A 26,731-nucleotide genomic window follows, 5' to 3' on the forward strand; every position below is an offset into this window, starting at 1 on the left:
CGCTGACCCCCGTGGGTGCGTCGCTGGGTGGTGACGGGGGTGTTGCAAGGGTGGTGCCAGACGCTAACTAATTGATTTATCGATCTTTTGCCTGGAATGGCGTTGTCGGAAAGATGGCGGGGTGTCGGGTTTGCGACAAGGGGAGGGAAGCGTGAACTGGACGCTCAGCCATAGCATTCCCCGAAAACATCATTCACCATTTGACTCATCAATGAATTAACAAGTAATATTTGACCACCTCAAGAAAAGGGAGCCTGCAATGACGATTCTCACGGATCTGATCCACTCCGCCGCCAAAAGCTTCGATGACAAGACCTACCCTGCGGACGTTTATTTCCATCTACTCTCTGCTGTTCGGTCGGCCGAGACGCCCGCCGCCTTGGGCGAATCTCTAGCACAGGCTCTCGCTTGGAAGGATGGCAAAGTCCGCCGCGACATCAGCGGGCCTTTTGTTGCGCATCCGTTCGCCACCAAATATCGGATTGAACAGACGAAACCCAACACTCTCGACGCCAAACATCGGCAAGTGCTGGAGTCTTCCGAATTTTTTGAGTGGGCAAATAGCGTTCGCCAAACCGAAGCATTCGATATCGCCCTAATCCGCGAGATGGAGCGCAAGTTCGGACTTTGGTCCAGCGTGGTGATCCCGGTCTTCGTTCTACATAGCCTTAACCCGAGAGTATTCCCTATTGTCGATCGCTGGGTTATTACCACGTATAGCTTTTTTGATTCGAACATGGACTTCTCTTCCTCGATGGCAATGAGGATCACCCTCGACGTCTATGCCCGTTATCAGGAATGGTGGCTGCGGTTGCTGGGAGAGGCTGGTCTTGGAGCATTTTCTTCCCAACTTAGTCAACTCAAGAAGATCGATGCCGGCATCTGGGTACTTGGCAAAAGACTTGCGGCTGCTTCGTCCCTGCCCGATAGTCAACCTGACAAGGACGAGCAACCGCTTCTTGAAAATTTGGAACCGACGCTGGGAACCGATTCGAAAGAGTTCAAGATGCGAGCTATTTCCATAAGAAATACTGGAGTATCGCAGCGTGATGCTATTGCACAAGCAGCACGCGAGATGGGAATTGAACTAAAGCCGTCCTACCTGACCTACCCTGGCAGCCACTTTGATCGATGGAAAAAGCAGGGGCTTAGCTGATTTTACCGCTGGTGCCAGCCGCACGTGGCAATACACTGCCGTGGCGGCACCAGTGCCCCAACTATTGGGCCAAGGCTTCTTCACCCCAACCGCTACCCAATCGCCCTGCTCACCTACGGATCCTGCTCGCCCTGCGCCCGCAGCGCCGCCAGCGGCGCGCTTTCCCCACCGCCGCCAGGCGCACGGTTCAGTCGGGGTCGTGGAGCATGGGCAGCACGCCGCCGCCGTGCAGGCGCAAAGCGCCGGCATGTCAGCTTTGCGACGAGGCCGCCCGCAGGCGGCCTCGTGGGGTGGTGGCGGCCACGCGCCTCAGGCGGCGTGGCGCAGCAGCTCGACCAGTTGGGCGTGCAGCTGCGGGTCGCCGCAGGCGATCACCGCACCGCCGTTCTGCGCCGGGCCACCGTCCCAGGCGGTCACCACGCCGCCGGCGCCCTCGACGATGGGCATCAGCGCCTGGATGTCGTAGGGCTGCAGGCTGGCCTCGACGATGGCGTCGACGAAGCCCGAGGCGAGCATGCAGTAGGCGTAGCAGTCGCCGCCGAAGCGCAGCAGCTGGGCCTGGGCGGCCACCGTGTCGAAGGCCTGGCGGCGCGCCGGGGTGTCGAACATGTCCGGGGTGGTGCACATCAGCCGGGCGCTGGACAGGCTGGCGCAGGCACGGGTCTTCAGCGGCGCGCCGTTGCGCCAGGCGCCGGCCGGCGTGCCGACGTAGCGCTCGCCGGTGAACGGCTGGTTCATCACCCCGAGCAGCGGGCGCTGGCCGTCGTTGAGGGCGATCAGCGTGCCCCACAGCGGCAGGCCGGTGATGAAGGCGCGGGTGCCGTCGATGGGATCGAGCACCCAGGTCAGCGGGCTGCTGCCGACCACGGCGTCTTCTTCCTCGCCGAGGATGCCGTGCTCGGGATAGCGGGCGAGGATCAGCTCGCGCATGGCCCGCTCGGCGGCCTTGTCGGCCGCGGTGACCGGGTCGTACAACCGGCCGCCCTTGTCCTCCACCGCCAGCGGGGCGCGGAAGTGAGGGGCGATGGCGGCGGCCGCGGCATCGGCCAGTTGCTCGGCGAAGGCCTGGTACTCGGCGAGTTGCTCTGCGCTCAGGGGCATCGGATATCACCTAGGTTGGTCGTGAAGGTGTCGATGATAGCCGCCAGCGTGCCAGCGCGCTCAGTGCTCAGGCAGGCTGCGGGCCTGCGGCAAGGCAAAGCTGCGCCCGGGGCCCCCTACCCCAACCGCTCCCCGATCGCCGCCCGCACCTCCGGGTCCTGCTCGTCCAGCGTGCGCAGCGCCTCCAGCGGGGCGTTCTCCACTGCCGCCAGGCGCACGGTCCAGTCGGGGTCGTGGAGCATGGGCAGCACGTCGTCGCCGTGCAGGCGCGAGGCGACGATGCGGCGGATTTCCGGTTCGGGGTCCTGGGCCATCAGGCCGAGGCTGATCTCCGGCAGGCGCTTGGCCACCAGCTTGCGCACCTGGCGGTCCTCGTCGCGGATGAAGCGGAACAGCCGGCCCGGGGCGATGCGCTGCACCACGTAGGCGCGCACCAGGTAGTCGCGGTCGGCGGCCATCTGCTCGAGCTGTTCCAGCGGCAGGCGGTCGGCCACGGTGATGCGCACCTCGCGGTCCTCGTCCTGCATCAGCAGGTGCAGCTGCTCGCGCGGCAGGCGGTAGGCCACCGCGCGGCGCACCGCCTCGTCGACGTCGCGGACCATGGCCGGCAGCGCCTCCAGCGGCGCGTAGCGCACGGCGATGGCGCGGCGCTCCCAGAACGGGTCGGCCAGGTACTGCACCGCCAGCTGCGGGTTGTTGCGGAAGAAGCGGTCGATCTGCCGGCCGCTCTGCACCGCCACGCAGGCGTCGCCCGGGGTGCAGCGGCCGGTGAGCAGCAGGTTGCGGCGGAATGCGCAGCCGCTGCAGTCGCCGATGGGGGTGTTGTCCGGACCTTGCTCGAGCATGCCGCACCTCAGTCGGGAAGGATTTCCGCCAGCACGATGCCGGAAGCCGCGTCGCCGTCGTTGGTCAGCACCGAGCAGTGCTCGCTGGAGTTGACCAGGTAGAGGTTGAAGGCGGCGCGCGCGGCCACCGGCCGGGCGTTGACCGCGATGTCGTCGTCCATGCACCAGGTGAAGTGCACGCCGGGGTGGGCGGCGCGCAGGCGGGCGATCAGGGCGTCGTCGAGGATGCTTTCCTCGGCCTGGCGGATGACGTCGTCGAGCAGTTCCTGGCTGATCATCTCACTGTCCTCGTTCGGGGCTGTCACTGGTGAAGCGCACGCGCAGGTCGGCGCCGGCGCCCATCGCCTTGGCCAGCCAGGGCGGCGGGGCGGCGGCCAGCACGCGCTGCAGTTCGGCGACGATCTCGGCGGCCGGCACGGCCTCGGCCTGGCGGATCGGGTGCACGCCGGCGCGGATCACCTTGGCGGCGGCCGGGCCGCCGATGCTCAGGGTGTAGAGCAGCTGGCAGTCGTGCAGCTGCTCGGCGCGCCGCGCATTACGGTCCTCGTCGGGAGCGCAGGCGGCGGCCTCGCGCACGTCGACCAGGCGGCTGGCGCGCGGCGAGATCTGGTAGATCAGGAAGCGCGCGCAGTGGCCGAAGCTGGCGTCCATGCGCGCGCCGTTGTCGGAGGCGCAGGCGATGCGCACCGAGCCGGCGAACTCGCCGTCGCGGTAGGCCTCGGGCGGCGGTGGCGGTTCGCTGGGCAGGCTGACGCCGCGGCCCTTGAGCAGGCCGAGGGCGCTGTGCAGCGCGCGCTCGCCGATCTCCGCCGCGGCGCCGGGCGGCGCGGTGTCCTGCAGGCGGGCCTGCAGGCGCGCGGCGCGCAGCTTGCGCAGGCGGGCCTCGGTGATGGGTTCGCCGACCGCGGCGATCAGCGCGCGCAGCAGGTGGGCGGTGTCGATGCCCCTCAGCGCGCGGGCGGCCAGGGCGATGCGCAGGGCCAGGTGGGCGGGCAGCGGCGCATGCCGGGGGGGATGCGCGCTCATGACCGTCAGGCCTCGCCGGCCCGCTTGGCGCGCAGGGTGATCGGCAGCTTCGGCTGGGGGATCGGCTCGATCCAGTAGCTCGAGCCGTCGCCGAGGGTGACCTCGCCGCCCCACAGTTCGGCGCTGTCGTGCTCGAGGGCGACGACGATCTCTTCCTGGTCCTTCTTGGCGATGTAGAAGGTCAGCTGACCTTGGGGGTTGCGGCGGATCATGACGCTGGGCATGGCGGCTCTCCGGTTCGGGATGGGCTGTCCGCCGGCGCCGGGGGCCTGGACCCGGCGCCGGCGGACAGTGTGGTGAAGCGGGCCGGAGCGGCGCAGCCGCCCCGGCCGGTACCGCTACGGGCTGCGACTCAGCGAACCAGGTCGTAGTTGTAGTCGGTGACCTGCATGCCACGGGTTTCCTCGTCGAGACGCTCGAGCACCGCGTTGACGATGGTGGTGAGCATCTGCATGGCGCCCTCGTAGCCGAGGGTGGTGGAGCGGTGCAGGTGGTGGCGGTCGAAGATCGGGAAGCCGATGCGGATCAGCGGCACCTCGAACTCCTTGCCCTTGTGCAGGGTGTCGCGCTGGATGAACTTGCCGTAGCTGTTGCCGATCATGAAGTCCGGCTTGTCGGTGAACACCAGCGAGCGCAGGTGCCAGAGGTCCTTGCCGATGTACACGGTGCAGTCCTTGCCGTACGGCGAGGACTCCAGGATCGCGTCCATGGCCTTCTTCCAGCGCTTGTTGCCGTTGTTGCAGAGGATGTGGGTCGGCTCGCAACCCAGCTCCAGCAGGAACTTGGCCAGGCCCATGACAAAGTCCGGGTCGCCCCAGATGGCGAACTTCTTGCCGTGCAGCCAGGTGTGCGAGTCGGTGATCATGTCGACCAGGCGACCGCGCTCCTTTTCCAGGCTGGCCGGGATCGGCTGGCCGGTGGCTTCGCTGATCTTCATCAGGAACTCGTCGGTCCAGTCCAGGCCCATCGGGATGTTGAGCTTGGGAACCTCGTGCTTCCAGGTGTTCTCGACCAGCTTCCTGGTCTTTTCCAGCTGCCAGGGCTGCAGCAGCAGGGTGGTGATGGCGTTCGGCGCGTCCTTGATCTCGTCCTGGGTGGTGCCGCCGGCGTACATGCGGAACTGGCCGTCGGCCGGGGTATCCAGCACCTCTTCCGGGTCGGAGAGGAAGCTGTAGCCGACGTCCATCTCCTTGAGCATGCGCTTGATCACGCGGAAGTTGCCCAGGTAGGTCTCGAAGCCCGGCACCACGTTGACCTTGTGGTTGCTGCCGACCACCTTGTCTTCCATGTGGTTGAGGGTGAAGTAGCGGGCGATGCCCTCGAACATGTTGTCCCAGCCGGTGACGTGGCTGCCGACGAAGCTCGGGGTGTGGGCGAACGGCACCGGGTACTCGTCGGGGATGAAGCCTTCCTTCTTCGAGTTGTTGATGAAGGCGTTGAGGTCGTCGCCGATCACCTCGGCCATGCAGGTGGTGGACACCGCGATCATGTCGGGCTTGTAGGTGGCCTTGCAGTTCTGCAGGCCGTCCTTCATGTTCTGCTGGCCGCCGAACACCGCCGCGTCCTCGGTCATCGAGTCGGAGACGCAGGACACCGGCTCGCGGAAGTGGCGGTTGAAGTAGGTGCGGAAGTAGGCCACGCAACCCTGCGAGCCATGCACGTAGGGCATGGTCTTCTCGAAGCCGAGGGCACAGAGCACGGCGCCGAGCGGCTGGCAGGCCTTGGCCGGGTTGATGGTCAGCGCTTCGCGCTGGAAGTTGAGTTCCTGGTATTCCCTGGTGGTGGTCCACTGGAACACTTCGTCGATCTTGTCCTGCGGATGCTTCTCCTCGAAGTCATCGCGCTTGCGGGCAAGCATGTCCTTGTATTCCTGGTCGCGGAACAGCGGGTAGCTGGGTTTGATGTTGTCGACTTGCTGGCTCATGACTCTTCTCCTGCGCCGCACTCATCTGTGCTGGCGATGGCGGATGTCGGCTGCGGGCGGCCCCGGGGGGTGGGCCGGCCGCAGCGGACGGCTCGTACGATTGCGGACTATCAGGCGCTGGCGGCGACTTTCAGCTCGGCCTCTGCGGCCTTCTGCCAGGGAGCCTGCAGCTTCTTCCAGCACGGGTTGTTGAGGGTCATGTCCATGTCGCGGGCGAAGATGGCGAAGCCGTCGAAGCCGTGGTACGGGCCGGAGTAGTCCCAGGAGTGCATCTGGCGGAAGGGGATGCCCATCTTCTGGAAGATGAACTTCTCCTTGATACCGGAGCCGATCAGGTCGGGCTTGACCTTCTTGACGAATTCCTCGAATTCGTAGCCGGTGACGTCGTCGTAGAGCAGGGTCGCGTTGCCCATTTCCTTGATGGTGCGGTCGTAGTCGTCGTTGTGGGCGAACTCGTAGCCGGTGCCGACCACTTCCATGCCCAGGTCCTCGTAGGCGCCGATCACGTGGCGCGGACGCAGGCCGCCGATGTACAGCATGACGCGCTTGCCTTCCAGGCGCGGGCGGTACTTGGCGACGATGGCTTCCCACTCCGGCTGGTACTTGGCGATGACTTCTTCGCACTTGGCCTGGATCGCCTCGTCGAACTGGGCGGCGATGGCGCGCAGCGACTCGATGGTCTTGGTCGGGCCGAAGAAGTTGTACTCCATCCATGGGATGCCGTACTTCTCTTCCATGTGCCGGGAGATGTAGTTCATCGAGCGGTAGCAGTGCACCAGGTTCAGCTTGACCTTGGGGGTCAGCTCGATCTCGGAGATGGAACCGTCGCCGGACCACTGGGCGACCACGCGCAGGCCCATTTCCTCGAGCAGGATGCGCGAGGACCAGGCGTCGCCGCCGATGTTGTAGTCGCCGATGATCGCCACGTCGTAGGGGGTGGTCTGGAAGGAGTTGTCCTCGTCGCGGGCGCCCAGCACCCAGTCGCGCACGGCGTCGTTGGCGATGTGGTGACCGAGGGACTGCGACACGCCGCGGAAGCCCTCGCAGCGCACCGGCACCACGGTGGTGTCGTGCTCGGCGGCCTTCTTCTTCGACACCGCCTCGATGTCGTCGCCGATCAGGCCGATCGGGCACTCGGACTGCACGGAGATGCCCTTGTTCAGCGGGAACAGGGTTTCCACCTCGTCGATCAGCTTGCCGAGCTTCTTGTCGCCGCCGAAGACGATGTCCTTCTCCTGGAAGTCCGAGGTGAAGTTCATGGTGACGAAGGCGTTCACGCCGGTGGTGCCGATGTAGTAGTTGCGGCGGCCGGCACGCGAATACTGGCCGCAGCCCACCGGACCGTGGGAGATGTGGATCATGTCCTTGATCGGCCCCCAGACCACGCCCTTGGAGCCGGCGTAGGCGCAGCCGCGGATGGTCATCAGACCGGGCAGCGACTTCTTGTTGGAGGTGATGCACTTCTTCGACTGGGCGACCGACTGGTCGTTGACGGCCAGGTGCTTGGCGCGGTCCTTGCGGGCTTTCTCGGGATAAACTTCCAGGACTTCCTGGATGAGGGATTCGACCTCTTCGCGCGACATACCGGACATGGGTATGACTCCTCTTGCCTTGCGTTCATGTGCGGGTAACGGATGGGCCGCACTGCGCCAGGCGCAGTGCGACGCTCCGGCAGGGCCCATCTGCCCTGCCCCGTCCTACGAGCGATGCGCTCAGGCGCTGACTTCCTCGGCAGCGGTCTTGCCGACGATGCTCATGTCCTCTTCTTCCATGATGCCGAACTCCATCAGCAGCGCTTCCAGCTCGTCCATGGTGATCGGGGTCGGGATGATCAGCTTCTTGTTGCTGACGATCTTGCTGGCCAGGGCGCGGTACTCGTCGGCCTGCTTGGCCTGCGGGTCGTACTCGATGACGGTCATGCGGCGGATTTCGGCGCGCTGCACCACGTTGTCGCGCGGCACGAAGTGGATCATCTGGGTGCCCAGTTTCTCGGCCAGGGCGATGATCAGCTCGTCTTCGCGGTCGGTGTTGCGGCTGTTGCAGATCAGCCCGGCCAGACGCACGCCACCGGAGTTGGCGTACTTCACGATGCCCTTGGAGATGTTGTTGGCGGCGTACATGGCCATCATCTCGCCGGAGCAGACGATGTAGATTTCCTGGGCCTTGTTCTCGCGGATGGGCATGGCGAAGCCGCCGCACACCACGTCGCCGAGCACGTCGTAGAACACGAAGTCGAGATCGTCGTCATAGGCGCCTTCCTCCTCGAGGAAGTTGATCGCGGTGATCACGCCACGGCCGGCGCAGCCGACGCCCGGCTCCGGGCCGCCCGACTCGACGCACTTGACGCCACCGAAGCCGACCTTGAGCACGTCCTCCAGCTCGAGGTCTTCCACGGTGCCGGCCTCGGCGGCCATCTCCATGATGGTGTTCTGGGCCTTGGAGTGCAGGATCAGGCGAGTGGAGTCGGCCTTCGGGTCGCAGCCGACGATCATCACCTTATTGCCCATTTCGGCCAGGGCGGCGACCAGGTTCTGGGTGGTCGTGGACTTGCCGATCCCACCCTTGCCGTAGATAGCGCATTGACGCATTGCCATAATTGAGTTCCTCAGGTTTCGTTTCCACTGTCGTGGGCTGTAGGCCCGAACAAGCCTGCGCAACCTGGTCAATGCAGCGTCTGTGCCAGCGCCGTAAAACAACTTCAACTCATTGTTTTCAAAAGACTTTCAATTGAAAAGCGAAATATCGCGAACGGTTCGACACGCAACAAATCCCCCTCGCAACCTGTGGCAATGGCGACAACCCGACAAACTTCACGCTCCCTCCTTATTGCCGGAAAAGTTGGCCGTAAATCCCTGTGGCAAACATGACAATTGTCGGCCGCGCGCTTCCTATTGTCGGGCCGGATAATTACCCAGGATTCCGGGCGAAATTGATTAATCATTGAATATCAATGACTTGCCTCTCTCATGCGGGAGTGGTGCGGATATTGCGTAGCTCAACGCGCCATCACGCACCATCCAGCAGGAGAACCCTGTGAACAGCAGCCTGATCAACGAAATCCTCGCCGAGCTCCGTACGGGCCATGTGGTGCCCTACCTGGGGCCCGAGGTGCTGCGCGGGGTGGCCGACCGCGACAGCGGCCGACCGATGCCGGCCGACAGCGACAGCCTGATCCTCGCCATGACCGGCGGCCAGCCGATGTCGCCGCGGCTGATGTACGAGTTCCCGCGCGCCGCCATGCACCTGGAGAACAAGAAGGGCCGCAGCTTCATCGAGCGCTTCCTGACCCAGGCCTACGCCGGCGACAACTGGACGGCGTCGCCCGTGCACCAGTGGCTGGCCGACCTGGAGCTGCCCTACCTCATCGACTGCAACCGCGACAACCTGCTGCAGCGCCGCTACGCCGAGCGCCCGCACACCCTGGTGGTCGGCGCCGCACGCATCGCCGCCACCCCCTACCGCTTCGACCTCTACCAGGGCGAGGCCGGCCACTACCGCCCGCTCGAACTGGCCGAGGTCGACACCGCCCTGCCGGTGCTGTTCAAGCCGCTAGGCACGCCGCTGCCCAGGCCGAGCTTTGTCGCCTCGGACGCCGACTTCGTCGACTACATCACCGAGCTGATGGGCGGCTTCGCCGTGCCGGCCTGGCTCAAGCTGCGCCGCAAGAACAAGCGCTACCTGTTCCTCGGCATGCGCTTCAACCGCGACACCGAGCGCATGGTGATGAGCGACCTGATCCACGACGCCGCCGAACCGGCCGGCTGGGTGCTGATCGCCGAGCCGACCGACAAGGAACGCAAGGTCTGCGCGCGCAAGAACCTTCAGCTGGTCGAGGCCGACTGGAGCGAGCTGCTCGCGGCAGCCGCACCCGCCATCCCGGCCGGCAACCCCACCGCCACGCTCGTGGCCCGAATCCCTTGATCGACAAGAGAGCCTCACCATGCTGCTGAAAACCTACGAAGAGAAGAACCTCCTCTGCAACCTGAGCGTCAACGGCGCCACCAGCCAGGCCGACACCTACGCCTACCGCGGCGACCTGGTGCTGGCCGAGGGCGAGATCGCCGACGACGCCGGCCGCCGCCTGCCGCCGACCGCGGTGGTCAAGCAGGCCACCGTGCTGGTCAGGAGCGACAAGCTCGCCATGGTCAGCGGCATCGTCGCCCACCTGGCCGAGGTGCCGCTGTTCGTCGAGCGCTACCGCCACGACCTGGCCGCCGACATCCACGTGCTGTTCTACGTCGAGGACCTGAGCAAGCCGCTGGTCACCGACCTCGACGGCGTCGGCATCTTCCTGCTGCCGCACCTCGACGGCGGCGCCGCCTGGCAGACCCTGATGGACGACCTGCGCCTGGACAAGGACGACTTCAAGGGCCAGAGCGCCGAGGACAAGGTGATCACCATGGCCGCGGGCCTGGCCGACTACAAGCCGAAGCTCGACAGCCTGAGCTTCGAACAGTGCCTGGCCTTCGTCAGCACCATCAAGCGCGAGCACCGCGGTCCGGTCTGAGTCCTGCACCACTTCTCCAGAGTCCCTTTCGGCAGCTAAGCCACTCCCCCGCTCCTGGGGGAGTCTTGTTTTCGGCGTCCGCCCCGCAGGAGCAGGCACGGCGGTGCGCGCGGCGCACCCTACTCCTGGTGGCGGCGCAGCGCGGTGAACGCGCCCAGCTCCCACTCGCGCAGCGCCAGCAGCAGGCCGCAGCCGCGGCGCTTGCCCAGCGGCGCGGCCAGGCTCTCCGCGTGCAGCTCGGCGAAGCGCTGGCGCAGGCGGCGCACCTCGCCCTGCAGCTGGGCCAGCGCCGCCTCGGTGAGCATGCCGTGGGCGAAGCCGAGGGTCTGGTCGGCGCCGGCGAAGTCGCTGGCGAGGAATTCGCCGAGGCCCTGGCGGCGGAAGAAGCGCTGGATCGGCCCGTCCGGCCGCCAGTCGAAGTCGCGCGCCACGTTGAGGCGCACGCGGTTGCCGGGCAGCAGCTCGATCAGGCGCAGGCGGTCGAGGCGCGCCAGGCAGCGGATCGCCTCGGCCTCGCTGAGGCGGTATACGCTGAGGATGTCGGCCAGGCTCCACTGGTTGAGCACGCACACCGCCACCAGCAGCAGCTGGTCGTCGGAGACCAGCTCGCGCTCCTGGGCCTCGCTCAGGGTGTGCAGGCGCTGGCCGCTGGCGGCCGCCTCCTGGCTCAGCTCGGCGAGGGTGAAGCCGAGCAGATTGGCGATCTGCAGCAGGCGTTCCAGGGTGAAGCTGCCGCTGGCGAACAGGCGCTTGACGCTGGCCTCGGAGAGGTCGAGCTGGCCGGCGAGGTCGCGGTAGGTCATGCCGCGCGCCTTGAGCTGGCGCTTGAGGGTGGACAGCAGCTGGTCGAGTTCACTCATGGGACACGGGAAAGTAGCGTTTTTCGATACCTTGTAGTGTACGCGACGCGACCTTTTCCGCCGGAGTTTCGCATCACGCTTCCCGAGGCCATGCTCGGCTCACCTATCCCCTGGAGACCGCCATGGATCGCTGCTCCCGCCACCTGCCGCTGCTGCTCACCCTGCTGCTGTCGGCCGCCGCCCTGCTGCACGGGCCCATCGCCCAGTTCGAGAACTACCACGCCTTCGCCGACCGCCTGACCCTGTTCGGCATCCCCCACTTCTGCGACGTGCTGTCCAACCTCGGCTTCGCCGTGGTCGCCCTGTGGGGGCTGTGGCGCCTGGCGCCGCGCCGCCGCAGCCACTTCGCGCACAGCTGGCCGGGCTACGCGCTGTTCCTCGCCGGCCTGCTGCTCACCGCCGCGGGTTCGAGCTGGTACCACCTGGCCCCCGACGACCACCGCCTGCTGTGGGACCGCCTGCCGATCGCCCTGGCCAGCGCCGGGCTGCTGGCCGGGGTGTGGGCCGATTGTCGGCAACGCGATGGCCGCGCCTTCGCCGCCCTGCTCGGAGCCTTCGCGCTGGCCGGCGTGGTCTGGTGGTACGTCACCGAGCTGACCGGCGTCGGCGACCTGCGCCCCTACCTGCTGCTGCAGCTGCTGACCATCGTGCTGATCCCGCTGTGGCAGTGGCTGCATGGCCGCCCGCGCGGCGAGCGCTTGGCCTTCGCCGCTGCCATGGGCCTGTACCTGCTGGCCAAGCTCGCCGAGCTGCTCGACCACCAGCTGGCCGCCCTGTTCGCCCCGCTGACCGGCCATACCCTCAAGCACCTGCTGTCCGCCGCCGCCACCGCGGTGGTGGTCGCCCAGCTGGCGCGGCGCGCGCCGCTGGCCAGCGACACGGACGCGGTGGCACCATCGCGCCATTCCCTCCACCACTCCTGAGCTCAGGGACCGATCATGCTCAAGCTCCTCCTGCGCAACCTGCTGCAGCGCCTGCTGCGCGTCCGGGTGCACGGCGATACCGACGTGTTCGCCAACCCGCGCACGCTGATCGTCGCCAACCACGAATCCTTCCTCGACGGCCTGCTGCTCGGCCTGTTCCTGCCGGTGGACGCCACCTTCGTGGTGCACTCGCAGATCGCCAGCCGGCCGCTGCTGGGTTTCCTGCTGCGCTTCGTGCCGCACCTGGCGGTCGACTCGACCAGCCCGCTGGCGATGAAGCAGATCGTCCGCCTGGTGGAGAGCGGCCGGCCGGTGGTGATCTTCCCCGAGGGGCGCATCACCCGCACCGGCTCGCTGATGAAGGTCTACGACGGCGCCGGCTTCGTCGCCGCCAAGACCGGCGCCACCGTGGTGCCGGTGCGCATCGACGGCGCCGCGCGCAGCTACTTCGGCCGCCTGGCCGGGGTCTATCCGCGCCGCCTGCTGCCGCAGGTCGACCTGTACGTGCAGCCGCCGCGGCAGATCGCCATGCCGGCGCTGCCCTCGGCCAAGCAGCGCCGCCGCCGCGCCGGCGAGCTGATGCGCCACATCCTGCTCGACATGCTGGTGGCCAGCCGGCCGCGGCGCACCCTGTTCGAAGCCTTCCTCGACGCCAAGGCAGTGTTCGGCAGCGACTACCAGCTGGTCGAGGACGTGCGCATGGTCGAGGAGTCCTACGGCTCGCTGCTGAAGATGGCGCTGGGCCTCGGTCGCCTGCTCAGCCGCCACACCGCGCCCGGCGAGATCGTCGGCGTGCTCACCCCCAACGCCGCGCCGACCCTCGGCCTGGTGCTCGGCCTGTCGCTGAATGCGCGCATCCCGGCGATGCTCAACTACACCGCAGGCAAAGACGGCCTGCAGGCCGCCTGCACCGCCGCCGCCATCCGCACCGTGGTCGCCTCGCGCACCTTCGTCGACAAGGCACGCCTCGGCGGCCTGCTCGACGGGCTCGAGGGCGTCCGCGTGCTCTACCTGGAGGACCTCAAGGCCGACCTGACTCTCGCCGACCGCCTGTGGCTGCTCGCCCACCTGCTCATGCCGCGGCGCGCCGCCGTGCCCCAACAGCCCGACGATCCGGCGCTGGTACTGTTCACTTCGGGTTCGGAGGGCAAGCCCAAGGGCGTGGTGCACTCGCACGACTCGCTGCTCGCCAACGTCGCCCAGGTACGCGCGGTGGCCGACTTCACCCCGCTCGACAAGTTCATGATGGCGCTGCCGCTGTTCCACTCCTTCGGCCTGACCTGCGGCGTGCTGCTGCCGCTGGTGTCGGGCTGCAAGGTGTTCCTCTACCCCAGCCCGCTGCACTACCGCATCGTCCCCGAGCTGGTCTACGACCGCGACTGCAGCGTGCTGTTCGGCACCTCGACCTTCCTCGGCAACTACGCCAAGTACGCCCATCCCTACGACTTCGGCCGCCTGCGCTACGTGGTGGCCGGCGCCGAACGGCTCAACGAGGAAGTACGGCAGACCTGGCTCGACAAGTTCGGCATCCGCATCCTCGAAGGCTACGGCATCACCGAGTGCGCGCCGGTGGTGGCGGTCAACGTGCCGATGGCCTGCCGGCGCGGCAGCGTCGGCCAGCTGCTGCCGGGCATCCAGCATGAGCTGGAGCCGGTGCCGGGCATCGAGCACGGCGGCGCCCTGCACCTGCACGGCCCGAACCTGCTCAAGGGCTACCTGCTGTTCGACCAGCCCGGGGTGATCCAGGCCCCGCCGGCGCTGCGCCCCGGCTGGTACGCCACCGGCGACATCGTCGAGCTCGACGCCGACGGCTTCCTGCACATCCGCGGCCGCCTCAAGCGCTTCGCCAAGCTGGCCGGCGAGATGGTCTCGCTGGAGGTGGTCGAGCAGATCGCCGCCGAGGCCGCGCCGCCTGGGCGCCAGCGAGCTGGCGGTACCGCGCGACATCCGCCATCTCGACGCCCTGCCGCTGCTCGGCACCGGCAAGACCGACCACGTCGCCCTCAAGCGCCTGGCCGAAACCGTCACCGCCACGGAGCAACCGTCATGAGTTCGCCGCTCGACCTGCTCAGGGCACGCCGCTTCGCCCCGCTGTTCGTCACCCAGTTCCTCGGCGCCTTCAACGACAACCTGTACAAGAACGCCCTGGTGGTGCTGCTGACCTTCCAGGCCGCGCAGTGGACCGACCTGTCCATCGGCCTGCTGGCCAACCTGGCGGCCGGGCTGTTCATCCTGCCGTTCTTCCTGTTCTCCGCCACCGCCGGGCAGCTCGCCGACAAGTACGACAAGGCCACCCTGGCGCGCTGGACCAAGCTGCTGGAGATCGTCATCGTCCTGCTCGCCGGCGCCGGCTTCTGGGCGCACAGCCTGCAGCTGCTGCTCGGCGCGCTGTTCCTGCTCGGCCTGCAGTCGACCCTGTTCGGCCCGGTGAAGTACGCCATCCTGCCGCAGCACCTGCACGAGGACGAGCTGGTCGGCGGCAACGCGCTGATCGAGGCCGGCACCTTCGTCGCCATCCTCATCGGCACCCTGGCCGGCGGCCTGCTCGCCGCCGTCGAGGGCGGCAGCCTGTGGATCACCGCCGCCTGCCTGGCGGTCGCCGTGGTCGGCTACTGGAGCAGCCTGGCCATCCCCGCCGCCCCGGCCCCCGAACCGCAACTGAAGGTCAACCCCAACCCGCTGAGCGAAACCTGGCGCAACATCGGCTTCGCCCGCGAGAACCGCACGGTGTTCCTGTCGATCCTCGGCATCTCCTGGTTCTGGCTGTACGGCGCACTGCTGCTCGCCCAGTTCCCGGCCTACGCCAAGGACGTGCTGGGCGGCACCGAGAGCGGCGTGACCCTCTTGCTCGGCATCTTCACCCTCGGCATCGGCGCCGGCTCCATGCTCTGCGAGCGGCTGTCCGGCAAGCTGGTGGAGATCGGCCTGGTACCGCTCGGCTCGATCGGCCTGACCGTCTTCGGCCTCGACCTCGCCTTCGCCTCGCCGGCCAGCCCGCCGCCGGAGCCGCTGGTGCTGGCCGAACTGCTGCAGGCGCCGGGCACCCTGCGCGTGCTGTTCGACCTGTTCGGCCTGGGCCTGTTCGGCGGCTTCTTCATCGTGCCGCTGTACGCGCTGATGCAGCTGCGCTCGGCCGCCGCGCACCGCGCACGCATCGTCGCCGCCAACAACATCCTCAACGCGCTGTTCATGGTGGTCGGCGCCGGCGCCGCGGCCGGGCTGCTCGCCGCCGGGCTGTCGATTCCCGAGCTGTTCGCCGCCGCGGCTCTCATCAACGCACTGGTCGCCGTGTACATCTACCGCCTGGTGCCCGAGTTCCTGCTGCGTTTCCTCGACTGGCTGCTGATCCACTCGGTCTACCGCCTGGACAAGCAGGGCGTCGAGCGCATCCCCTTCTCCGGCCCGGCGCTGCTGGTGTGCAACCACGTCAGCTACGTCGACGCCCTGGTAATCGCCGCCGCCTGCCGCCGGCCGATCCGCTTCGTCATGGACCACCGCATCTTCCGCTGGCCGCTGCTGTCGTTCGTGTTCCGCCACGCCCGCGCCATCCCCATCGCCCCGGCCAAGGAGGACGCCGCGCTGCTGGAGCGGGCCTACGCCGAGGTGGCCGCGGCGCTGGAGGCCGGCGAGCTGGTGGCGATCTTCCCGGAAGGCCGCCTGACTCCGGATGGCGAAGTCGGCCCGTTCCGCCCCGGCATCCAGCGCATCCTCGAAAGCAACCCGGTGGACGTGCTGCCCATGGCGCTGTCCGGGCTGTGGGACAGCCCGTTCTCGCGCCGGGCCACTTCACTGCTGCGGCGCCTCGGCCAGCTGCATCCGCTGCGCCGCGTCACCCTGCGCGTCGGCGAGCCAGTAGCGGCGCAGGCGGCGGTGCCGGAGCTGCTGCGTCAGCAGGTGCAGGAACTGCGCGGCAAGGTGAAATAAGACGGCCGAAGCGGCTCTCCCACCGCTTCGGCCCGAATGTTCCACTCCTTGCAGATCGCGCAGGCTTCTCAGGCCACCTCATCCTCACTCAGCTCGAACCGCACCCGCTCCTCGGCGCTCTTGCCGAGCAGCTTGGCCAGCCACGGCGGCGGCGAGCCGGCCATGACCTGCTGCAGCTCGGCCAGCACCGCCGCCGCCTCGCCGCCCTGCGGCTTCTTCAGCGGGTGGATGCCGGCGCGCACCACCTTGGCCGCCGCCGGGCCGCCGATGGAGACCACGTAGAGCACCTGGCAGTCGCCGATCAGTTCGCTGCGGAAGGCGTTCTTGTCCTCGGCCTCCTCGGCTTCGAGCGTCGAGCGGATGTCGACCAGGGTCTGCGCGTCGGCGCTGACCTGGTAGACCAGGAAGCGCAGGCAGGTGCCGAAGTGGCCGTCGAGCTGTGCGCCGTTGTTGGAGGCGACGGCGACGCGGATCGAGCCGGCCGGCAGCTCGGCGAGCGCCACCGGCTGCGGCAGGTCGTCGGCAACCGTCTCGCCCCAGAGGATGCGCACCGCTTCCTTGAGCGCGCTCATCGGCGTGTCGAGCAGATCGACGTCCTCCTCGGAGCCGGCCAGGCCGATCTTCAGGTCGGTGACCGTCACCCCCTGCAGGCTCTCCTCGGTGAGCGGGCCGTTGACCTGCTGGTGGAGGATCTCCAGCAGCTGGGAGACGCCGGTGTCGGGCAGGGCGCGGGCCGCCAGGGCGATGCGCAGGGCGGTTTCGCGGTTCAGGGTTGCGGGGCTGTTCATCTGCGGCTCCTCGACGGCCGGCGGGCCGTCACTGCTCATCGGTAATGGTCAGGCGTGGGCGGTCTGATGGCCTTCGCCCCCACAGGCGTGCTCGTCGTGCGGTGCGCCGGGCGGCAGGGCATCGGCGAGGAAGGCGCGCACCGCCGCCAGCGGGTCGCCCTCGCCGGTGGTGAGCAGGCTCACCCCGCGCTCGCCGAGGCGGCGGATCACCCCATCGCCGGCGCTGCCGGCGATGGCCACGTCCACCGTGTGCAGCGGGTGGCGTTCGGGCTGCGCACACACATGCCACTCGTGCAGGCAGGCGTGCTCGGCCAGCTCGAGGTCGTAGGCCTGCTCCGGCTCCGCACCGGGCCAGACGTCGAACACCCGCCAGCGGTGCGCCCGCCCGGCGTGGCCGGCCACCCGGCCGTCGCGGTCGACGGCCACGGCGATCAGTCGTCGGCTTTCACTCATGTTCAAACCACCTCGCAGCAAGGGGAAAAGACGCGGCCACACGGGCGCGGTCAGTCATCGTCATCGTCATCCAGTACGCGGGTGATGCGCTGGTAGACCTCCACGCGGTCGCCCTCCTTCAGCGGGCTGTCCAGCTTCACGAACTTGCTGAACACGCCGACCTTGTGCTTGTTCAGGTCGATCTCCGGGCAGTAGCGCAGCAGGCCGGACTGCTCGATGGCCTGCGCCACGCTGCTGCCCTCGGCGACCTGGCAGCTCAGCAGCAGCGGTCGGGGGGCGGCGTACACCACAGCAACTTTCATGGCATTCACTCCTGTACCGGGCTCATTGCAGGACGATCAGCTCGCCGTGGGAGCGGATGCGCCGCTCGGCGCGCCTGCGGTCGAGCACGCGCTTGGCGGCCAGCAGGAAGCCCAGGACGATGAAGGCGCCGGGCGGCAGGATGGCCAGCAGGATGCCCTGGAAGCCGGGCAGCACGGTGATCTCCAGCCACTGGAAGTGCGGCCCCAGCAGCGACGAGGCCTGGGAAAACAGGGTGCCGCTGCCGAGGATCTCGCGGATGCCGCCGATCAGCACCAGCACCCAGGTGAAGCCGATACCCATGCCGGCGCCGTCGAGCATCGCGGGAATCACCGGGTGCTTGAGGCTGAACGACTCGGCGCGGCCGAGCACCGCGCAGTTGGTGACGATCAGGGCGATGAACAGGCCGAGCACCTTGTACAGCTCGTGCATCCAGGCGTTCATCGCCATGTCGATCAGGGTCACCACGCCGGCGATGATGGCGATCATCACCGGGTTGCGGACCTCGGGGGCGATGGTGTGGCGCAGCGCCGAGATGATCGCGTTGGTGCAGATCAGCACCAGGGTGGTGGCCAGGCCCATGCCCAGGCCGTTGGTGGCGGTGGTGGTCACCGCCAGCGCCGGGCAGAGGGCAAGCATCTGCACCAGGGCGACGTTGTAGTCCCACAGGGCGCTGGTGAAGTACTTCCAGGGACTGGCCGAGGCCGGCGCGCTGGCGGCTGTGCAACTGCTGCTCATGGTCGCTTCTCCTGTTGGCGGGCGCTCAGGCGTTCGGCCTGGCGGACCTGGAACTGCAGGGCCTGCAGCACGCTCCTGACCACCGCGCGCGGGGTGATGGTGGCGCCGGCGAACTGGTCGAAGCGGCCGCCGTCCTTCTTCACCTTCCACTGCTCCAGCGGCGTGCTGGCCAGCGACAGGCCGTCGAAGGCCCTGATCCAGTCGCTGCGCGAGGCCTCGATCCTGTCGGCCAGGCCCGGGGTCTCCTTGTGGCTCAGCACGCGTACGCCGAGGATGCGGCCCTCGGCATCCAGGGCGATCAGCTGCAGGATCGGCCCGCCGTAGCCGATGTTGCTGACCTGGAAGGCCACCGCCGTCAGCCGGCCGTCCTGGCGCGCCGGGTAGACCTCGACCGCACCCAGCTCGGCGTCCTGCACGGTGAAGGCATCCTGCAGGGGGTTGTTGTCGTACAGCGCGGCCGGCAGCACCTGGCGCAGCACGGCCAGGCGGTCCTCGAGCTGCTGGGCGGCGATCTGCCCGTGGGTCAGGCGGTCGCCGACCAGCAGCAGCACGGCGACCAGCGCGCACACCGCGGCCAGCGACAGACCCTGATACTCGATGCGCCCGCGCCAGCGCGCGAGCAGCGACGGCAGGGTGGCTGCCGGCTCCGCCGGAATCGGAATGGTCTCGCTCATGCCTAGCCCTCCTGCTTGACCTGGCTGGTTTGCCGGCCGATGGCCAGCGGCTTGCCGCCCGCCGTGCGGCCGTAGGCGCGCGGGCGCCAGTAGCGGTCGATCAGCGGGCTGAGTGCGTTCATGAACAGCACGGCGAAGGCCACCGCCTCGGGGAAGCTGCCCCAGGTGCGGATCACGTAGACCAGCACCCCGCAGCCGGCGCCGAAGATCAGCCGGCCCTTGCGGCTGACCGGCGAGGTCACCGGGTCGGTGGCGATGAACAGCGCGCCGAGCAGCAGCCCGCCGCTGGCCAGGTGGTAGAGGCCGCCGGGATAGCGCGCGGGGTCGATCTGGTGGGCGATGGCGGCCAGGACCAGCACGCCGAGCAGCATGCTCAGGGGGATCTCCCAGTGGATGACGCGGCGGAAGAGCAGCCACAGGCCGCCGAGCAGCAGGAGCAGCTCGGAGGTCTCGCCCAGGCTGCCGGCGCTGCTGCCGAGCAGCGCCGGGACCAGCGCGAAGTCGCCGGCGAGGATCGCCTCGGCGCTGCGCCCGAGGGTCAGTTCGGTCTTCAGGTTGCCGAGGGCGGTGGCGCCGCTCATGCCGTCGGGCAGGGCGCCGCCGAAGGTGATCGCCAGCCCCTCGACGAAGCCCGGCGCTGCCGTCGAGCCCAGCGGCGCCGGCAGCGCCCAGCTGGTCATCTGCAGCGGGAAGGCGATCAGCAGGGCGACGCGGGCGAGCATCGCCGGGTTGAAGATGTTCTGGCCGATGCCGCCGTACAGCTGCTTGCCGATGCCGATGGCGAAGGCCGCGCCGCCGACGCCGATCCACCAGGGCGCCCACGGCGGCAGCGACAGCGCCAGCAGCCAGCCGGTGAGCAGCGCCGAGCCGTCCTGCAGGCGCCTGAGCGGCTGGCCGAGCCAGTGCAGGCACAGCGCCTCGCTGGCCAGCGCGCTGGCGCAGGTCAGCAGCCACAGGTTGATCGCCGGCCAGCCGAACAGCCAGAGGCCGAACAGGGTGGCCGGGGTCAGCGCCAGGCACACCTGCAGCATGATGCGGTTGACCGACGAGCGGTCGTGGGCGAAGGGCCCGGATATGGCGCTCGGGGTGCTCATGACTCCACCTCGCTGGTCTTGCCCGGTTTTGTTTTGGCGGCTGCCTTGGCCGCCTTGGCCGCGGCCCTGGCGGCCTCCTCCTCGGCCAGGCGCGCGGCGCGCGCCTCGGTCAGTTGCCTGATGTGCTCGGTCTTGCGCGCGCCCTGGCGGCGCTCGTCCTGGCGGCCCATGGCGTACTGGAAGTACTGCACCAGCGGGATGTGCGAGGGGCACACGTAGGAGCAGCAGCCGCAGAGGATGCAGTCGCGCAGGCCGTAGTCGCTGGCGCCGTCGAGGTCGTCGACCCGCGCGCGGGCGGCCATCTCCACCGGCAGCAGGCCCATCGGGCAGGCGTCCACGCAGCTGGCGCAGCGGATGCACGGCGAGGCCTCGTCGCTGCGCAGCTCGTGCGGCGCCAGCGCCAGCAGGCCGGTGGCGCCCTTGATCACCGGCGCCTGCAGCGACGGCAGGGTCACCCCCATCATCGGCCCGCCGAGCAGCAGGCGCGCCGGCTCGCGGACCAGGCCGCCGCAGGCGTCGATCAGCGCCTGCGCCGGGGTGCCGATCAGGGTCTCCAGGTTGCGCGGGTTGCCCACGCAGCTGCCGGCCACGGTGACCACCCGCGAGATCAGCGGCCGGCCGTGGCGCAGCGCCTGCTGGATGGCGTAGACGGTGCCGACGTTGTGCACCAGCGCGCCGACCGAGGTGCTGCGCGCATCGGCCGGCACCTCGCGGCCGGTGACCGCCTGGATCAGTTGCTTGGCCGAGCCCATCGGGTACAGCGCCGGCACCGCCTCGACCTCGATGGCGCCGTAGGGCTCGCTGGCCGCGCGCATCGCCGCCAGCGCCGCCGGCTTGTTGTCCTCGATGCCGATCACCACCCGGTAGGCGCGCAGGATGTGCTGGATCAGCCGCGCGCCGTCGACGATGGCCTCGGCGCGCTCGCGCATCAGGCGGTCGTCGCAGGTCAGGTAGGGCTCGCACTCGCTGCCGTTGACCAGCACGGTCTTGATCTCGTGGCGGGTGCCCTGCCTGAGCTTGACCGCCGCCGGGAAGATCGCCCCGCCCATGCCGACGATGCCGGCCTGCGCCACCCGCTCGGCGAGCAGCAGCGGGCTCTCCTCGAAGGGATTGGCCGGCACGTCCAGCTCGATCCAGCGGTCCTCGCCGTCGGTGTCGAGGACGATGCCGTTGACCGTCAGCCCGGACGGATGCGGGGCGAGGATCGGGCCGATCTCGACCACGGTCCCCGAGCTCGGCGCATGGATCGGCGCCGACAGCTCCGAGGGCGAGCTGGCAATCAACTGGCCCTTGAGCACACGCTCGCCGACCCTGACCAGCGGCAGAGCCTCGGCGCCGGCGTGCTGGCGCAGCGGCAGGTACAGGCGCGGCGGCAGCGGCACGCGGCCGATGGTCAGCGCCGAGGAACGGTCCTTGTGGGCGGCCGGGTGGACGCCACCGCGGATGCGGGCGGGATTGAACATGCGAAGGCTCCGTGAAGGAATCAGGCGGCCCGGGGCTTGGCCCAGCGCCAGGTGTCCAGGGTCGGCGGCTGCGCGACCAGGGCGACGCAGCCTTCCGGGCAGGCGTCCTGGCAGCGGGCGCAGCCGGTGCAGGCGCCCTGCAGCACCACGTGGATCTGCCCGCTGGCGCCGACGATGGCGTCGGTCGGGCAGGCGCGGTAGCAGCGGGTGCAGCCGGTGCACTGCGCGGCGTCGATGGTCGCCAGCTGCGGCGCGCTCATCTGCCCGGCGTCGAGGGTCACGCCGAGCAGCGCGGCGAGCTGCTCGGCCAGCGCCACCCCGCCGGGCGGGCAGCAGGTGACCGCGGCGCTACCCTCGACCAGCGCGCTGGCGGCCGCCGAGCAGCCGGGAAAGCCGCACTGGCCGCACTGGCTGCCCGGCATCAGCGCCTCGATCTCCTTGATCAGCGGATTCTCGTCGGTGACCGCGAACCTGCGCGCCGCCACGCCCAGTCCGCCGCCCAGGATCAGGCCCATGGTGGCCAGGGCCAGGGTTGCCATCAGCATCTCGCTCTCCTCGCCGGCGCCTGCCGGTCAGCCATTCAGATCAGCCCGCCGAAGCCCATGAACGCCAGCGCCAGCAGGCCGGCGGTGACGAAGGCGATCGGCGGACCGGAAAACGCCGCCGGCACGCTGGCGAGCTGCAGGCGCTCGCGCAGGCCGGCGAAGATGATCATGATCAGGGTGAAGCCGAGCGCCGAGCCGAAGCCGAACAGGCCGGCCTGCACCAGGCTGTGCCCCTCGCGTACGCTGATCAGCGGCACGCCGAGCACGGCGCAGTTGGTGGTGATCAGCGGCAGGTAGATGCCGAGAGCGCGGTACAGCGGCGGGCTGACCTTGCGGATGATCATCTCGATCAGCTGCACCATGGCGGCGATCACCACGATGTAGGCGAGGATGCGCAGGAAGCCGATGCCCAGCGGCTGCAGCACGTGGTGCTCGAGCAGCCAGCTGCTGATGCCGCCGAGGGTCATCACCAGGGTGGTGGCCACGCCCATGCCGATCGACGGGTCGAGCTTGCTGGACACCCCCATGAACGGGCACAGGCCGAGAAAGCGCGCCAGCACCACGTTGTTGACCAGCACGGTGCCGATCAGAAACAGCACATATTCCATAGCGACCCACCCTCCCGGCTGAACCCTGGGCTGCACCCTTGTCGGGCACATCCCGTTGCCGGGGGGAATTGCAGCAAGCGTGCCATGGCCCGGGCGGCGCCCTGCGCGGCGCTGCAGGCCGCGGAAAACCTGATCCAGATCAAGGGAAGCGCGCACAGATCCGCCCGCCGCCGCGGCGCTGGCGCCGGTCTTGTCGGCTTTGCGACAGACAACGGCCGCCATCGCGACGCCATCCGTGGGCTTTCCCACAGAAAAGCCCGTCGCCGGTACGACGAGCAGCTCTGCCCCGCCACTTTCGCTGCTCCCGCGCCCGTGCGGGCAGCGGCATGGCCTTTGCAAAACCCCCTTGTCCGCCGCGCCCCGCTCGACCGGCGCGGCGCTGCCACTCCCGTGGACTGATGAGGCTCAACCCATGACCCAGGGCAAACCGTCCCGCAGCAGCGACGCGCCGGCACAACCGGCCGCCGGCGCCGAGCTGCTTCCCGAGGTATTCCGGCAGATGGCGGAGCACGCCCCCATCGCCATCTCGATCACCGACCTCAAGGCCAACATCCTCTATGCCAACCGCGCCTTCAGCACCACCACCGGCTACGCGCTGGCCGAGGTGATCGGCAAGAACGAATCCATGCTGTCCAACGGCACCACCCCGCGGCTGGTCTACCAGGCGCTGTGGAGCCGTCTGGCGCAGAAGAAGCCGTGGTCCGGCGTGCTGGTCAACCGGCGCAAGGACGCCAGCCTGTACCTGGCCGAGCTGACCGTGGCGCCGGTGTTCGACGAGCACGGCGAGACCCTCTACTACCTGGGCATGCACCGCGACACCAGCGACCTGCACGAACTGGAGCAGCGGGTCAGCAACCAGCGGCTGATGATCGAGGCGGTGGTCGGCGCGGCGCCGGCGGCCATGGTGGTGCTCGATCGCGACAACCGCGTGGTGCTGTCCAACCCCAGCTTCGCCCGCCTGGCCCGCGAGCTGACCGAAGGCGGCAGCGGCGACAGCCTGGTGGCGCTGGTGCGCGAGAACCTCGCGCTACCCTTCGCGGCGCTGGAGGGCGAGGGCCGCGCCTTCTCCGGCAAGGAGATCCCCCTCGACCTGGGCGGCCATGCGCCGCGCTGGCTGTCCTGCCACGGCATGGCCATCCACGTCGAGGACGAGCGCGCCCAGGTGTTCTTCGCCCCCGGCGCCGAGCGCTACCTGCTGCTGACCCTCAACGACATCTCCGAGCTGCGCCAGAAGCAGCAGGACTCGCGGCTCAACGCGCTGAAGGCGCTGATGGCCGAGGAGGAGCTGCTCGACGGCATGCGCGAGACCTTCAACGGCGCCATCCACCGCCTGCAGGGCCCGGTCAACCTGATCAGCGCGGCGCTGCGCATGCTCGAGCGCCGCCTCGGCGAGCAGGCCGGCAACGACCCGGTGCTCAGCGCCATGCGCGAGGCCAGCATCGCCGGCCAGGAGGCGCTGGACAGCCTGTCCGGGGCCATGCCGGTGCGCCGCGCCGAGGCGAAGATGCCGGTCAACGTCAACCAGCTGATCCGTGAGGTGATCAGCCTGTGCACCGACGAGCTGCTCGCCCAGGGCATCGTCGTCGACTGGCAGCCGGCGCTGCGCCTGCCCTGGGTGATGGGCGCCGAGAGCCGCCTGCGCAGCGTGATCAAGCAGCTGGTGATGAACGCCATCGAGGCCGTCGCCCACAGCCAGGTCAGCCGCCGCGAGCTGTTCATCAGCACCCGGGTGGAGAACCAGCAGGTGGTGCGCCTGGAGATCGTCGACAGCGGGCCGGGCATCCCCGCCGAGCTGGCGCTCAAGGTGTTCGAGCCGTTCTTCAGCACCAAGCCGCCGCACGCCGCCGGCCACGGCATGGGCCTGGCCATGGTGCAGGAGATCGTCAGCGAACACGCCGGCACCGTGCACATCGACACCAGTTATCGCGACGGTTGCCGGGTAGTGGTCGAACTGCCCTTCAGCGCCGCCGGTTGACCCCAAGGAGAGCAGGCCGATGAGCAGTATCCAGCTCGCCCAGCGCCCCGGCACCACGTCGCGGGCCGACCTCTACGACAAGCAGTTGCAGGCCCTGGCGCGCATTTCCCGCACCCTCAGCCGGGTGCAGCAGATCGAGGACATCCTCGCCCAGGTCCTCGCCGTGCTGCACGACCACCTCGGCCTGCTGCACGGCCTGGTGTCGATCAGCGACCCGCAGCACGGCGCCCTGCAGGTCGGCGCCATCCACAGCGACTCGCAGGCGGTGGTCAGCGCCTGCGAGAACGTGCGCTACCGCATCGGCGAGGGGGTGATCGGCAACGTGCTCAAGCACGGCAACAGCATGGTGCTCGGGCGCATCTCGTCCGAACCGCGCTTCCTCGACCGCCTGGCGCTCTACGACCTCGAGCTGCCGTTCATCGCGGTGCCGATCAAGACCCACGAGGGCCACACCATCGGCGTGCTGGCCGCGCAGCCCGAGGGGCGCGCCGACGAACTGCTGCCCGACCGCGCGCGCTTCATGGAGATCGTCGCCAACCTGCTGGCGCAGACCGTGCGCCTGGTGGTCAACCTCGAGGACAGCCGCGAACTGGCCAACGAGCGCGACGAACTGCGCCGCGAGGTGCGCGGCAAGTACGGCTTCGAGAACATGGTGGTGGGCAACACTCCGGCGATGCGCCGGGTGTTCGACCAGGTGCGCCGGGTCGGCAAGTGGGACAGCACGGTGCTGGTGCTCGGCGAGTCGGGCACCGGCAAGGAGGTGATCTCCAGCGCCATCCACTACAACTCGCCGCGCGCCCACCAGCCGTTCGTGCGCCTGAACTGCGCGGCGCTGCCGGAGACCCTGCTCGAGTCGGAGCTGTTCGGCCACGAGAAGGGCGCCTTCACCGGCGCGGTCAAGCAGCGCAAGGGGCGCTTCGAGCAGGCCGACGGCGGCACCCTGTTCCTCGACGAGATCGGCGAGATCTCTCCGATGTTCCAGGCCAAGCTGCTGCGCGTGCTGCAGGAGGGCGAGTTCGAGCGGGTCGGCGGCAACCAGACGGTGAAGGTCAACGTGCGCATCGTCGCCGCCACCAACCGCGACCTGGAGGCCGAGGTGGAGAAGGGCAAGTTCCGCGAGGATCTCTACTACCGCCTCAACGTCATGGCCATCCGCATCCCGCCGCTGCGCGAGCGCAGCGCCGACATCCCCGAGCTGGCCGAATTCCTCCTCGCCAAGATCGGCCGCCTGCAGGGGCGCAAGCTGAGCATCACCGACAGCGCCATCCGCCTGCTGATGAGCCACCGCTGGCCGGGCAACGTGCGCGAGCTGGAGAACTGCCTGGAGCGCTCGGCGATCATGAGCGAGGACGGCACCATCAGCCGCGACGTGGTGTCGCTCGGCGGCCTCGACCACGACAGCGTGCCGCTGGCGCCGCTGCCGGAGGTCAACCTGGCCGACGCCTCGCTGGACGACCGCGAGCGGGTGATCGCCGCCCTCGAGCAGGCCGGCTGGGTGCAGGCCAAGGCCGCGCGCCTGCTCGGCATGACCCCGCGGCAGATCGCCTACCGCATCCAGACCCTCAACATCCACATGCGCAAGATCTGATCTCTCCCGCGGCCAACCACCAGGCCCACGCCTCTGCGTGGGCCTGGTCATTTCTCCCCTGTCGCCACGGCACGGGGACGCGGAGCGTCCCGGGCGGCGCTCCCACGCCGGAGCGCTCGTCGTTATACACAAGTTCAGTCACCATCTTAGGTTTTCCGAGGGAGTACAGGGATGTCATCCGCGAGCTGGGCTGAGGAAGAGATGCGCACGGCAAACCTGGGCGATGAGCGATTGAATGC

Annotated in this window: 25 protein-coding genes and 1 pseudogene; 8 read left to right on the forward strand and 18 right to left on the reverse strand. The window is 68.7% G+C overall.

The window, feature by feature from the left end:
- Positions 1-259: 259 nt before the first annotated feature.
- Positions 260-1,156, forward strand: coding sequence for a hypothetical protein (locus tag RA210_RS05885; protein WP_201485702.1), 897 nt, complete (start codon positions 260-262; stop codon positions 1,154-1,156).
- Between the two features lie 309 nt (positions 1,157-1,465).
- Here RA210_RS05885 and hisN read toward each other — a convergent pair whose 3' ends face one another.
- The 8 genes from hisN to nifH form a co-directional block, all read right to left on the reverse strand.
- Complete coding sequence (gene hisN, locus RA210_RS05890; RefSeq protein WP_201485703.1) at positions 1,466-2,257, reverse strand: histidinol-phosphatase; 792 nt, start codon at positions 2,255-2,257, stop codon at positions 1,466-1,468.
- A gap of 116 nt (positions 2,258-2,373) precedes the next feature.
- The gene (locus RA210_RS05895; protein ID WP_201485704.1) at positions 2,374-3,102 is read right to left on the reverse strand and encodes a 4Fe4S-binding leucine-rich repeat protein; all 729 of its coding nucleotides are present in this window, start codon (positions 3,100-3,102) and stop codon (positions 2,374-2,376) included.
- Positions 3,103-3,110: 8 nt separating this feature from the next.
- Positions 3,111-3,380: a DUF6129 family protein gene (locus RA210_RS05900; RefSeq protein WP_201485705.1), complete on the reverse strand. Its 270-nt coding sequence runs from the start codon at positions 3,378-3,380 to the stop codon at positions 3,111-3,113.
- 1 nt (position 3,381) lies between these two features.
- Positions 3,382-4,128 (reverse strand): dinitrogenase iron-molybdenum cofactor N-terminal domain-containing protein, encoded by a 747-nt coding sequence (locus RA210_RS05905; RefSeq protein WP_201485706.1) that lies wholly within the window; start codon positions 4,126-4,128, stop codon positions 3,382-3,384.
- A 5-nt stretch (positions 4,129-4,133) separates the two neighbouring features.
- A complete protein-coding gene (gene nifT / locus RA210_RS05910) occupies positions 4,134-4,352 on the reverse strand; it encodes a putative nitrogen fixation protein NifT (RefSeq protein ID WP_136489252.1) in 219 nt (72 codons plus the stop codon).
- Positions 4,353-4,480: 128 nt separating this feature from the next.
- Positions 4,481-6,052, reverse strand: a complete 1,572-nt coding sequence (gene nifK, locus RA210_RS05915; protein WP_201485707.1) for a nitrogenase molybdenum-iron protein subunit beta — start codon at positions 6,050-6,052, stop codon at positions 4,481-4,483.
- Positions 6,053-6,162: 110 nt separating this feature from the next.
- A complete protein-coding gene (gene nifD / locus RA210_RS05920; RefSeq protein WP_201485708.1) occupies positions 6,163-7,644 on the reverse strand; it encodes a nitrogenase molybdenum-iron protein alpha chain in 1,482 nt (493 codons plus the stop codon).
- Positions 7,645-7,764: 120 nt separating this feature from the next.
- Positions 7,765-8,646 (reverse strand): nitrogenase iron protein, encoded by an 882-nt coding sequence (gene nifH, locus RA210_RS05925; protein ID WP_136489255.1) that lies wholly within the window; start codon positions 8,644-8,646, stop codon positions 7,765-7,767.
- Positions 8,647-9,085: 439 nt separating this feature from the next.
- On the opposite strand from nifH, the gene RA210_RS05930 reads away from it, so the two are divergent.
- Both RA210_RS05930 and RA210_RS05935 read left to right on the forward strand, forming a co-directional pair.
- Positions 9,086-9,973 carry an SIR2 family protein gene (locus RA210_RS05930; protein WP_201485709.1) on the forward strand — a complete coding sequence of 296 codons (888 nt, stop codon included), beginning with the start codon at positions 9,086-9,088 and terminating at the stop codon, positions 9,971-9,973.
- A 19-nt stretch (positions 9,974-9,992) separates the two neighbouring features.
- Positions 9,993-10,559: a hypothetical protein gene (locus RA210_RS05935; RefSeq protein ID WP_201485710.1), complete on the forward strand. Its 567-nt coding sequence runs from the start codon at positions 9,993-9,995 to the stop codon at positions 10,557-10,559.
- A 119-nt stretch (positions 10,560-10,678) separates the two neighbouring features.
- Here RA210_RS05935 and RA210_RS05940 read toward each other — a convergent pair whose 3' ends face one another.
- Positions 10,679-11,419 (reverse strand): helix-turn-helix domain-containing protein, encoded by a 741-nt coding sequence (locus tag RA210_RS05940; protein WP_201485711.1) that lies wholly within the window; start codon positions 11,417-11,419, stop codon positions 10,679-10,681.
- 122 nt (positions 11,420-11,541) lie between these two features.
- Here RA210_RS05940 and RA210_RS05945 point away from each other — a divergent pair, with 122 nt between their 5' ends.
- The 3 genes and pseudogenes from RA210_RS05945 (at position 11,542) to RA210_RS22175 (ending at position 16,266) form a co-directional block, all read left to right on the forward strand.
- Positions 11,542-12,342: a hypothetical protein gene (locus RA210_RS05945; RefSeq protein WP_201485712.1), complete on the forward strand. Its 801-nt coding sequence runs from the start codon at positions 11,542-11,544 to the stop codon at positions 12,340-12,342.
- A gap of 15 nt (positions 12,343-12,357) precedes the next feature.
- Positions 12,358-14,202: pseudogene (aas, locus tag RA210_RS22170) on the forward strand (bifunctional acyl-ACP--phospholipid O-acyltransferase/long-chain-fatty-acid--ACP ligase); the annotation flags it as partial.
- A 186-nt stretch (positions 14,203-14,388) separates the two neighbouring features.
- Entirely contained in the window at positions 14,389-16,266 is a 1,878-nt protein-coding gene (locus RA210_RS22175; RefSeq protein ID WP_201485713.1) for an MFS transporter, read from the forward strand.
- A gap of 68 nt (positions 16,267-16,334) precedes the next feature.
- Here RA210_RS22175 and RA210_RS05960 read toward each other — a convergent pair whose 3' ends face one another.
- From RA210_RS05960 to rsxA, 9 genes are read right to left on the reverse strand one after another with little or no spacing between them, the layout of a single operon-like run.
- Complete coding sequence (locus tag RA210_RS05960; protein ID WP_201485714.1) at positions 16,335-17,054, reverse strand: dinitrogenase iron-molybdenum cofactor biosynthesis protein; 720 nt, start codon at positions 17,052-17,054, stop codon at positions 16,335-16,337.
- Between the two features lie 48 nt (positions 17,055-17,102).
- Positions 17,103-17,507, reverse strand: coding sequence for a NifB/NifX family molybdenum-iron cluster-binding protein (locus RA210_RS05965; protein ID WP_201485715.1), 405 nt, complete (start codon positions 17,505-17,507; stop codon positions 17,103-17,105).
- A 50-nt stretch (positions 17,508-17,557) separates the two neighbouring features.
- A complete protein-coding gene (locus RA210_RS05970; protein WP_201485716.1) occupies positions 17,558-17,809 on the reverse strand; it encodes an RnfH family protein in 252 nt (83 codons plus the stop codon).
- Positions 17,810-17,831: 22 nt separating this feature from the next.
- On the reverse strand, positions 17,832-18,545 hold the full coding sequence (locus tag RA210_RS05975) for an electron transport complex subunit E (protein ID WP_136489269.1): 714 nt from the start codon (positions 18,543-18,545) through the stop codon (positions 17,832-17,834).
- On the reverse strand, positions 18,542-19,219 hold the full coding sequence (rsxG, locus tag RA210_RS05980; protein WP_201485717.1) for an electron transport complex subunit RsxG: 678 nt from the start codon (positions 19,217-19,219) through the stop codon (positions 18,542-18,544). Before rsxG ends, RA210_RS05975 begins: the two co-directional genes overlap by 4 nt.
- A gap of 2 nt (positions 19,220-19,221) precedes the next feature.
- Positions 19,222-20,313 (reverse strand): RnfABCDGE type electron transport complex subunit D, encoded by a 1,092-nt coding sequence (locus tag RA210_RS05985; RefSeq protein ID WP_201485718.1) that lies wholly within the window; start codon positions 20,311-20,313, stop codon positions 19,222-19,224.
- Positions 20,310-21,776 carry an electron transport complex subunit RsxC gene (rsxC, locus tag RA210_RS05990; RefSeq protein ID WP_201485719.1) on the reverse strand — a complete coding sequence of 489 codons (1,467 nt, stop codon included), beginning with the start codon at positions 21,774-21,776 and terminating at the stop codon, positions 20,310-20,312. The genes RA210_RS05985 and rsxC overlap by 4 nt, the downstream gene beginning before the upstream one ends.
- 20 nt (positions 21,777-21,796) lie before the next feature.
- The gene (locus RA210_RS05995) at positions 21,797-22,321 is read right to left on the reverse strand and encodes an RnfABCDGE type electron transport complex subunit B (protein ID WP_201485720.1); all 525 of its coding nucleotides are present in this window, start codon (positions 22,319-22,321) and stop codon (positions 21,797-21,799) included.
- Between the two features lie 35 nt (positions 22,322-22,356).
- Positions 22,357-22,929: an electron transport complex subunit RsxA gene (gene rsxA, locus RA210_RS06000; protein ID WP_201485721.1), complete on the reverse strand. Its 573-nt coding sequence runs from the start codon at positions 22,927-22,929 to the stop codon at positions 22,357-22,359.
- A gap of 412 nt (positions 22,930-23,341) precedes the next feature.
- Between rsxA and nifL the strand changes: the two genes are divergently transcribed.
- Positions 23,342-24,904 carry a nitrogen fixation negative regulator NifL gene (gene nifL, locus RA210_RS06005; RefSeq protein WP_201485722.1) on the forward strand — a complete coding sequence of 521 codons (1,563 nt, stop codon included), beginning with the start codon at positions 23,342-23,344 and terminating at the stop codon, positions 24,902-24,904.
- Positions 24,905-24,923: 19 nt separating this feature from the next.
- Positions 24,924-26,492 (forward strand): nif-specific transcriptional activator NifA, encoded by a 1,569-nt coding sequence (gene nifA / locus RA210_RS06010; RefSeq protein WP_201485723.1) that lies wholly within the window; start codon positions 24,924-24,926, stop codon positions 26,490-26,492.
- Positions 26,493-26,731 lie beyond the last annotated feature (239 nt).

This window comes from Pseudomonas sp. OF001 (genome assembly GCF_904426495.1).
In the GTDB taxonomy this organism is placed as follows: domain Bacteria; phylum Pseudomonadota; class Gammaproteobacteria; order Pseudomonadales; family Pseudomonadaceae; genus Geopseudomonas.

Bases quoted from the DNA above. Each gene is read 5' to 3' on its own strand.
- RA210_RS05885 (WP_201485702.1), top strand. From the start codon at position 260: ATGACGATTCTCACGGATCTGATCCACTCCGCCGCCAAAAGCTTCGAT.
- hisN (WP_201485703.1), bottom strand. From the start codon at position 2,257: ATGCCCCTGAGCGCAGAGCAACTCGCCGAGTACCAGGCCTTCGCCGAG.
- RA210_RS05895 (WP_201485704.1), bottom strand. From the start codon at position 3,102: ATGCTCGAGCAAGGTCCGGACAACACCCCCATCGGCGACTGCAGCGGC.
- RA210_RS05900 (WP_201485705.1), bottom strand. From the start codon at position 3,380: ATGATCAGCCAGGAACTGCTCGACGACGTCATCCGCCAGGCCGAGGAA.
- RA210_RS05905 (WP_201485706.1), bottom strand. From the start codon at position 4,128: ATGAGCGCGCATCCCCCCCGGCATGCGCCGCTGCCCGCCCACCTGGCC.
- nifT (WP_136489252.1), bottom strand. From the start codon at position 4,352: ATGCCCAGCGTCATGATCCGCCGCAACCCCCAAGGTCAGCTGACCTTC.
- nifK (WP_201485707.1), bottom strand. From the start codon at position 6,052: ATGAGCCAGCAAGTCGACAACATCAAACCCAGCTACCCGCTGTTCCGC.
- nifD (WP_201485708.1), bottom strand. From the start codon at position 7,644: ATGTCCGGTATGTCGCGCGAAGAGGTCGAATCCCTCATCCAGGAAGTC.
- nifH (WP_136489255.1), bottom strand. From the start codon at position 8,646: ATGGCAATGCGTCAATGCGCTATCTACGGCAAGGGTGGGATCGGCAAG.
- RA210_RS05935 (WP_201485710.1), top strand. From the start codon at position 9,993: ATGCTGCTGAAAACCTACGAAGAGAAGAACCTCCTCTGCAACCTGAGC.
- RA210_RS05940 (WP_201485711.1), bottom strand. From the start codon at position 11,419: ATGAGTGAACTCGACCAGCTGCTGTCCACCCTCAAGCGCCAGCTCAAG.
- RA210_RS05945 (WP_201485712.1), top strand. From the start codon at position 11,542: ATGGATCGCTGCTCCCGCCACCTGCCGCTGCTGCTCACCCTGCTGCTG.
- RA210_RS22175 (WP_201485713.1), top strand. From the start codon at position 14,389: ATGAGTTCGCCGCTCGACCTGCTCAGGGCACGCCGCTTCGCCCCGCTG.
- RA210_RS05960 (WP_201485714.1), bottom strand. From the start codon at position 17,054: ATGAACAGCCCCGCAACCCTGAACCGCGAAACCGCCCTGCGCATCGCC.
- RA210_RS05965 (WP_201485715.1), bottom strand. From the start codon at position 17,507: ATGAGTGAAAGCCGACGACTGATCGCCGTGGCCGTCGACCGCGACGGC.
- RA210_RS05970 (WP_201485716.1), bottom strand. From the start codon at position 17,809: ATGAAAGTTGCTGTGGTGTACGCCGCCCCCCGACCGCTGCTGCTGAGC.
- RA210_RS05975 (WP_136489269.1), bottom strand. From the start codon at position 18,545: ATGAGCAGCAGTTGCACAGCCGCCAGCGCGCCGGCCTCGGCCAGTCCC.
- rsxG (WP_201485717.1), bottom strand. From the start codon at position 19,219: ATGAGCGAGACCATTCCGATTCCGGCGGAGCCGGCAGCCACCCTGCCG.
- RA210_RS05985 (WP_201485718.1), bottom strand. From the start codon at position 20,313: ATGAGCACCCCGAGCGCCATATCCGGGCCCTTCGCCCACGACCGCTCG.
- rsxC (WP_201485719.1), bottom strand. From the start codon at position 21,776: ATGTTCAATCCCGCCCGCATCCGCGGTGGCGTCCACCCGGCCGCCCAC.
- RA210_RS05995 (WP_201485720.1), bottom strand. From the start codon at position 22,321: ATGCTGATGGCAACCCTGGCCCTGGCCACCATGGGCCTGATCCTGGGC.
- rsxA (WP_201485721.1), bottom strand. From the start codon at position 22,929: ATGGAATATGTGCTGTTTCTGATCGGCACCGTGCTGGTCAACAACGTG.
- nifL (WP_201485722.1), top strand. From the start codon at position 23,342: ATGACCCAGGGCAAACCGTCCCGCAGCAGCGACGCGCCGGCACAACCG.
- nifA (WP_201485723.1), top strand. From the start codon at position 24,924: ATGAGCAGTATCCAGCTCGCCCAGCGCCCCGGCACCACGTCGCGGGCC.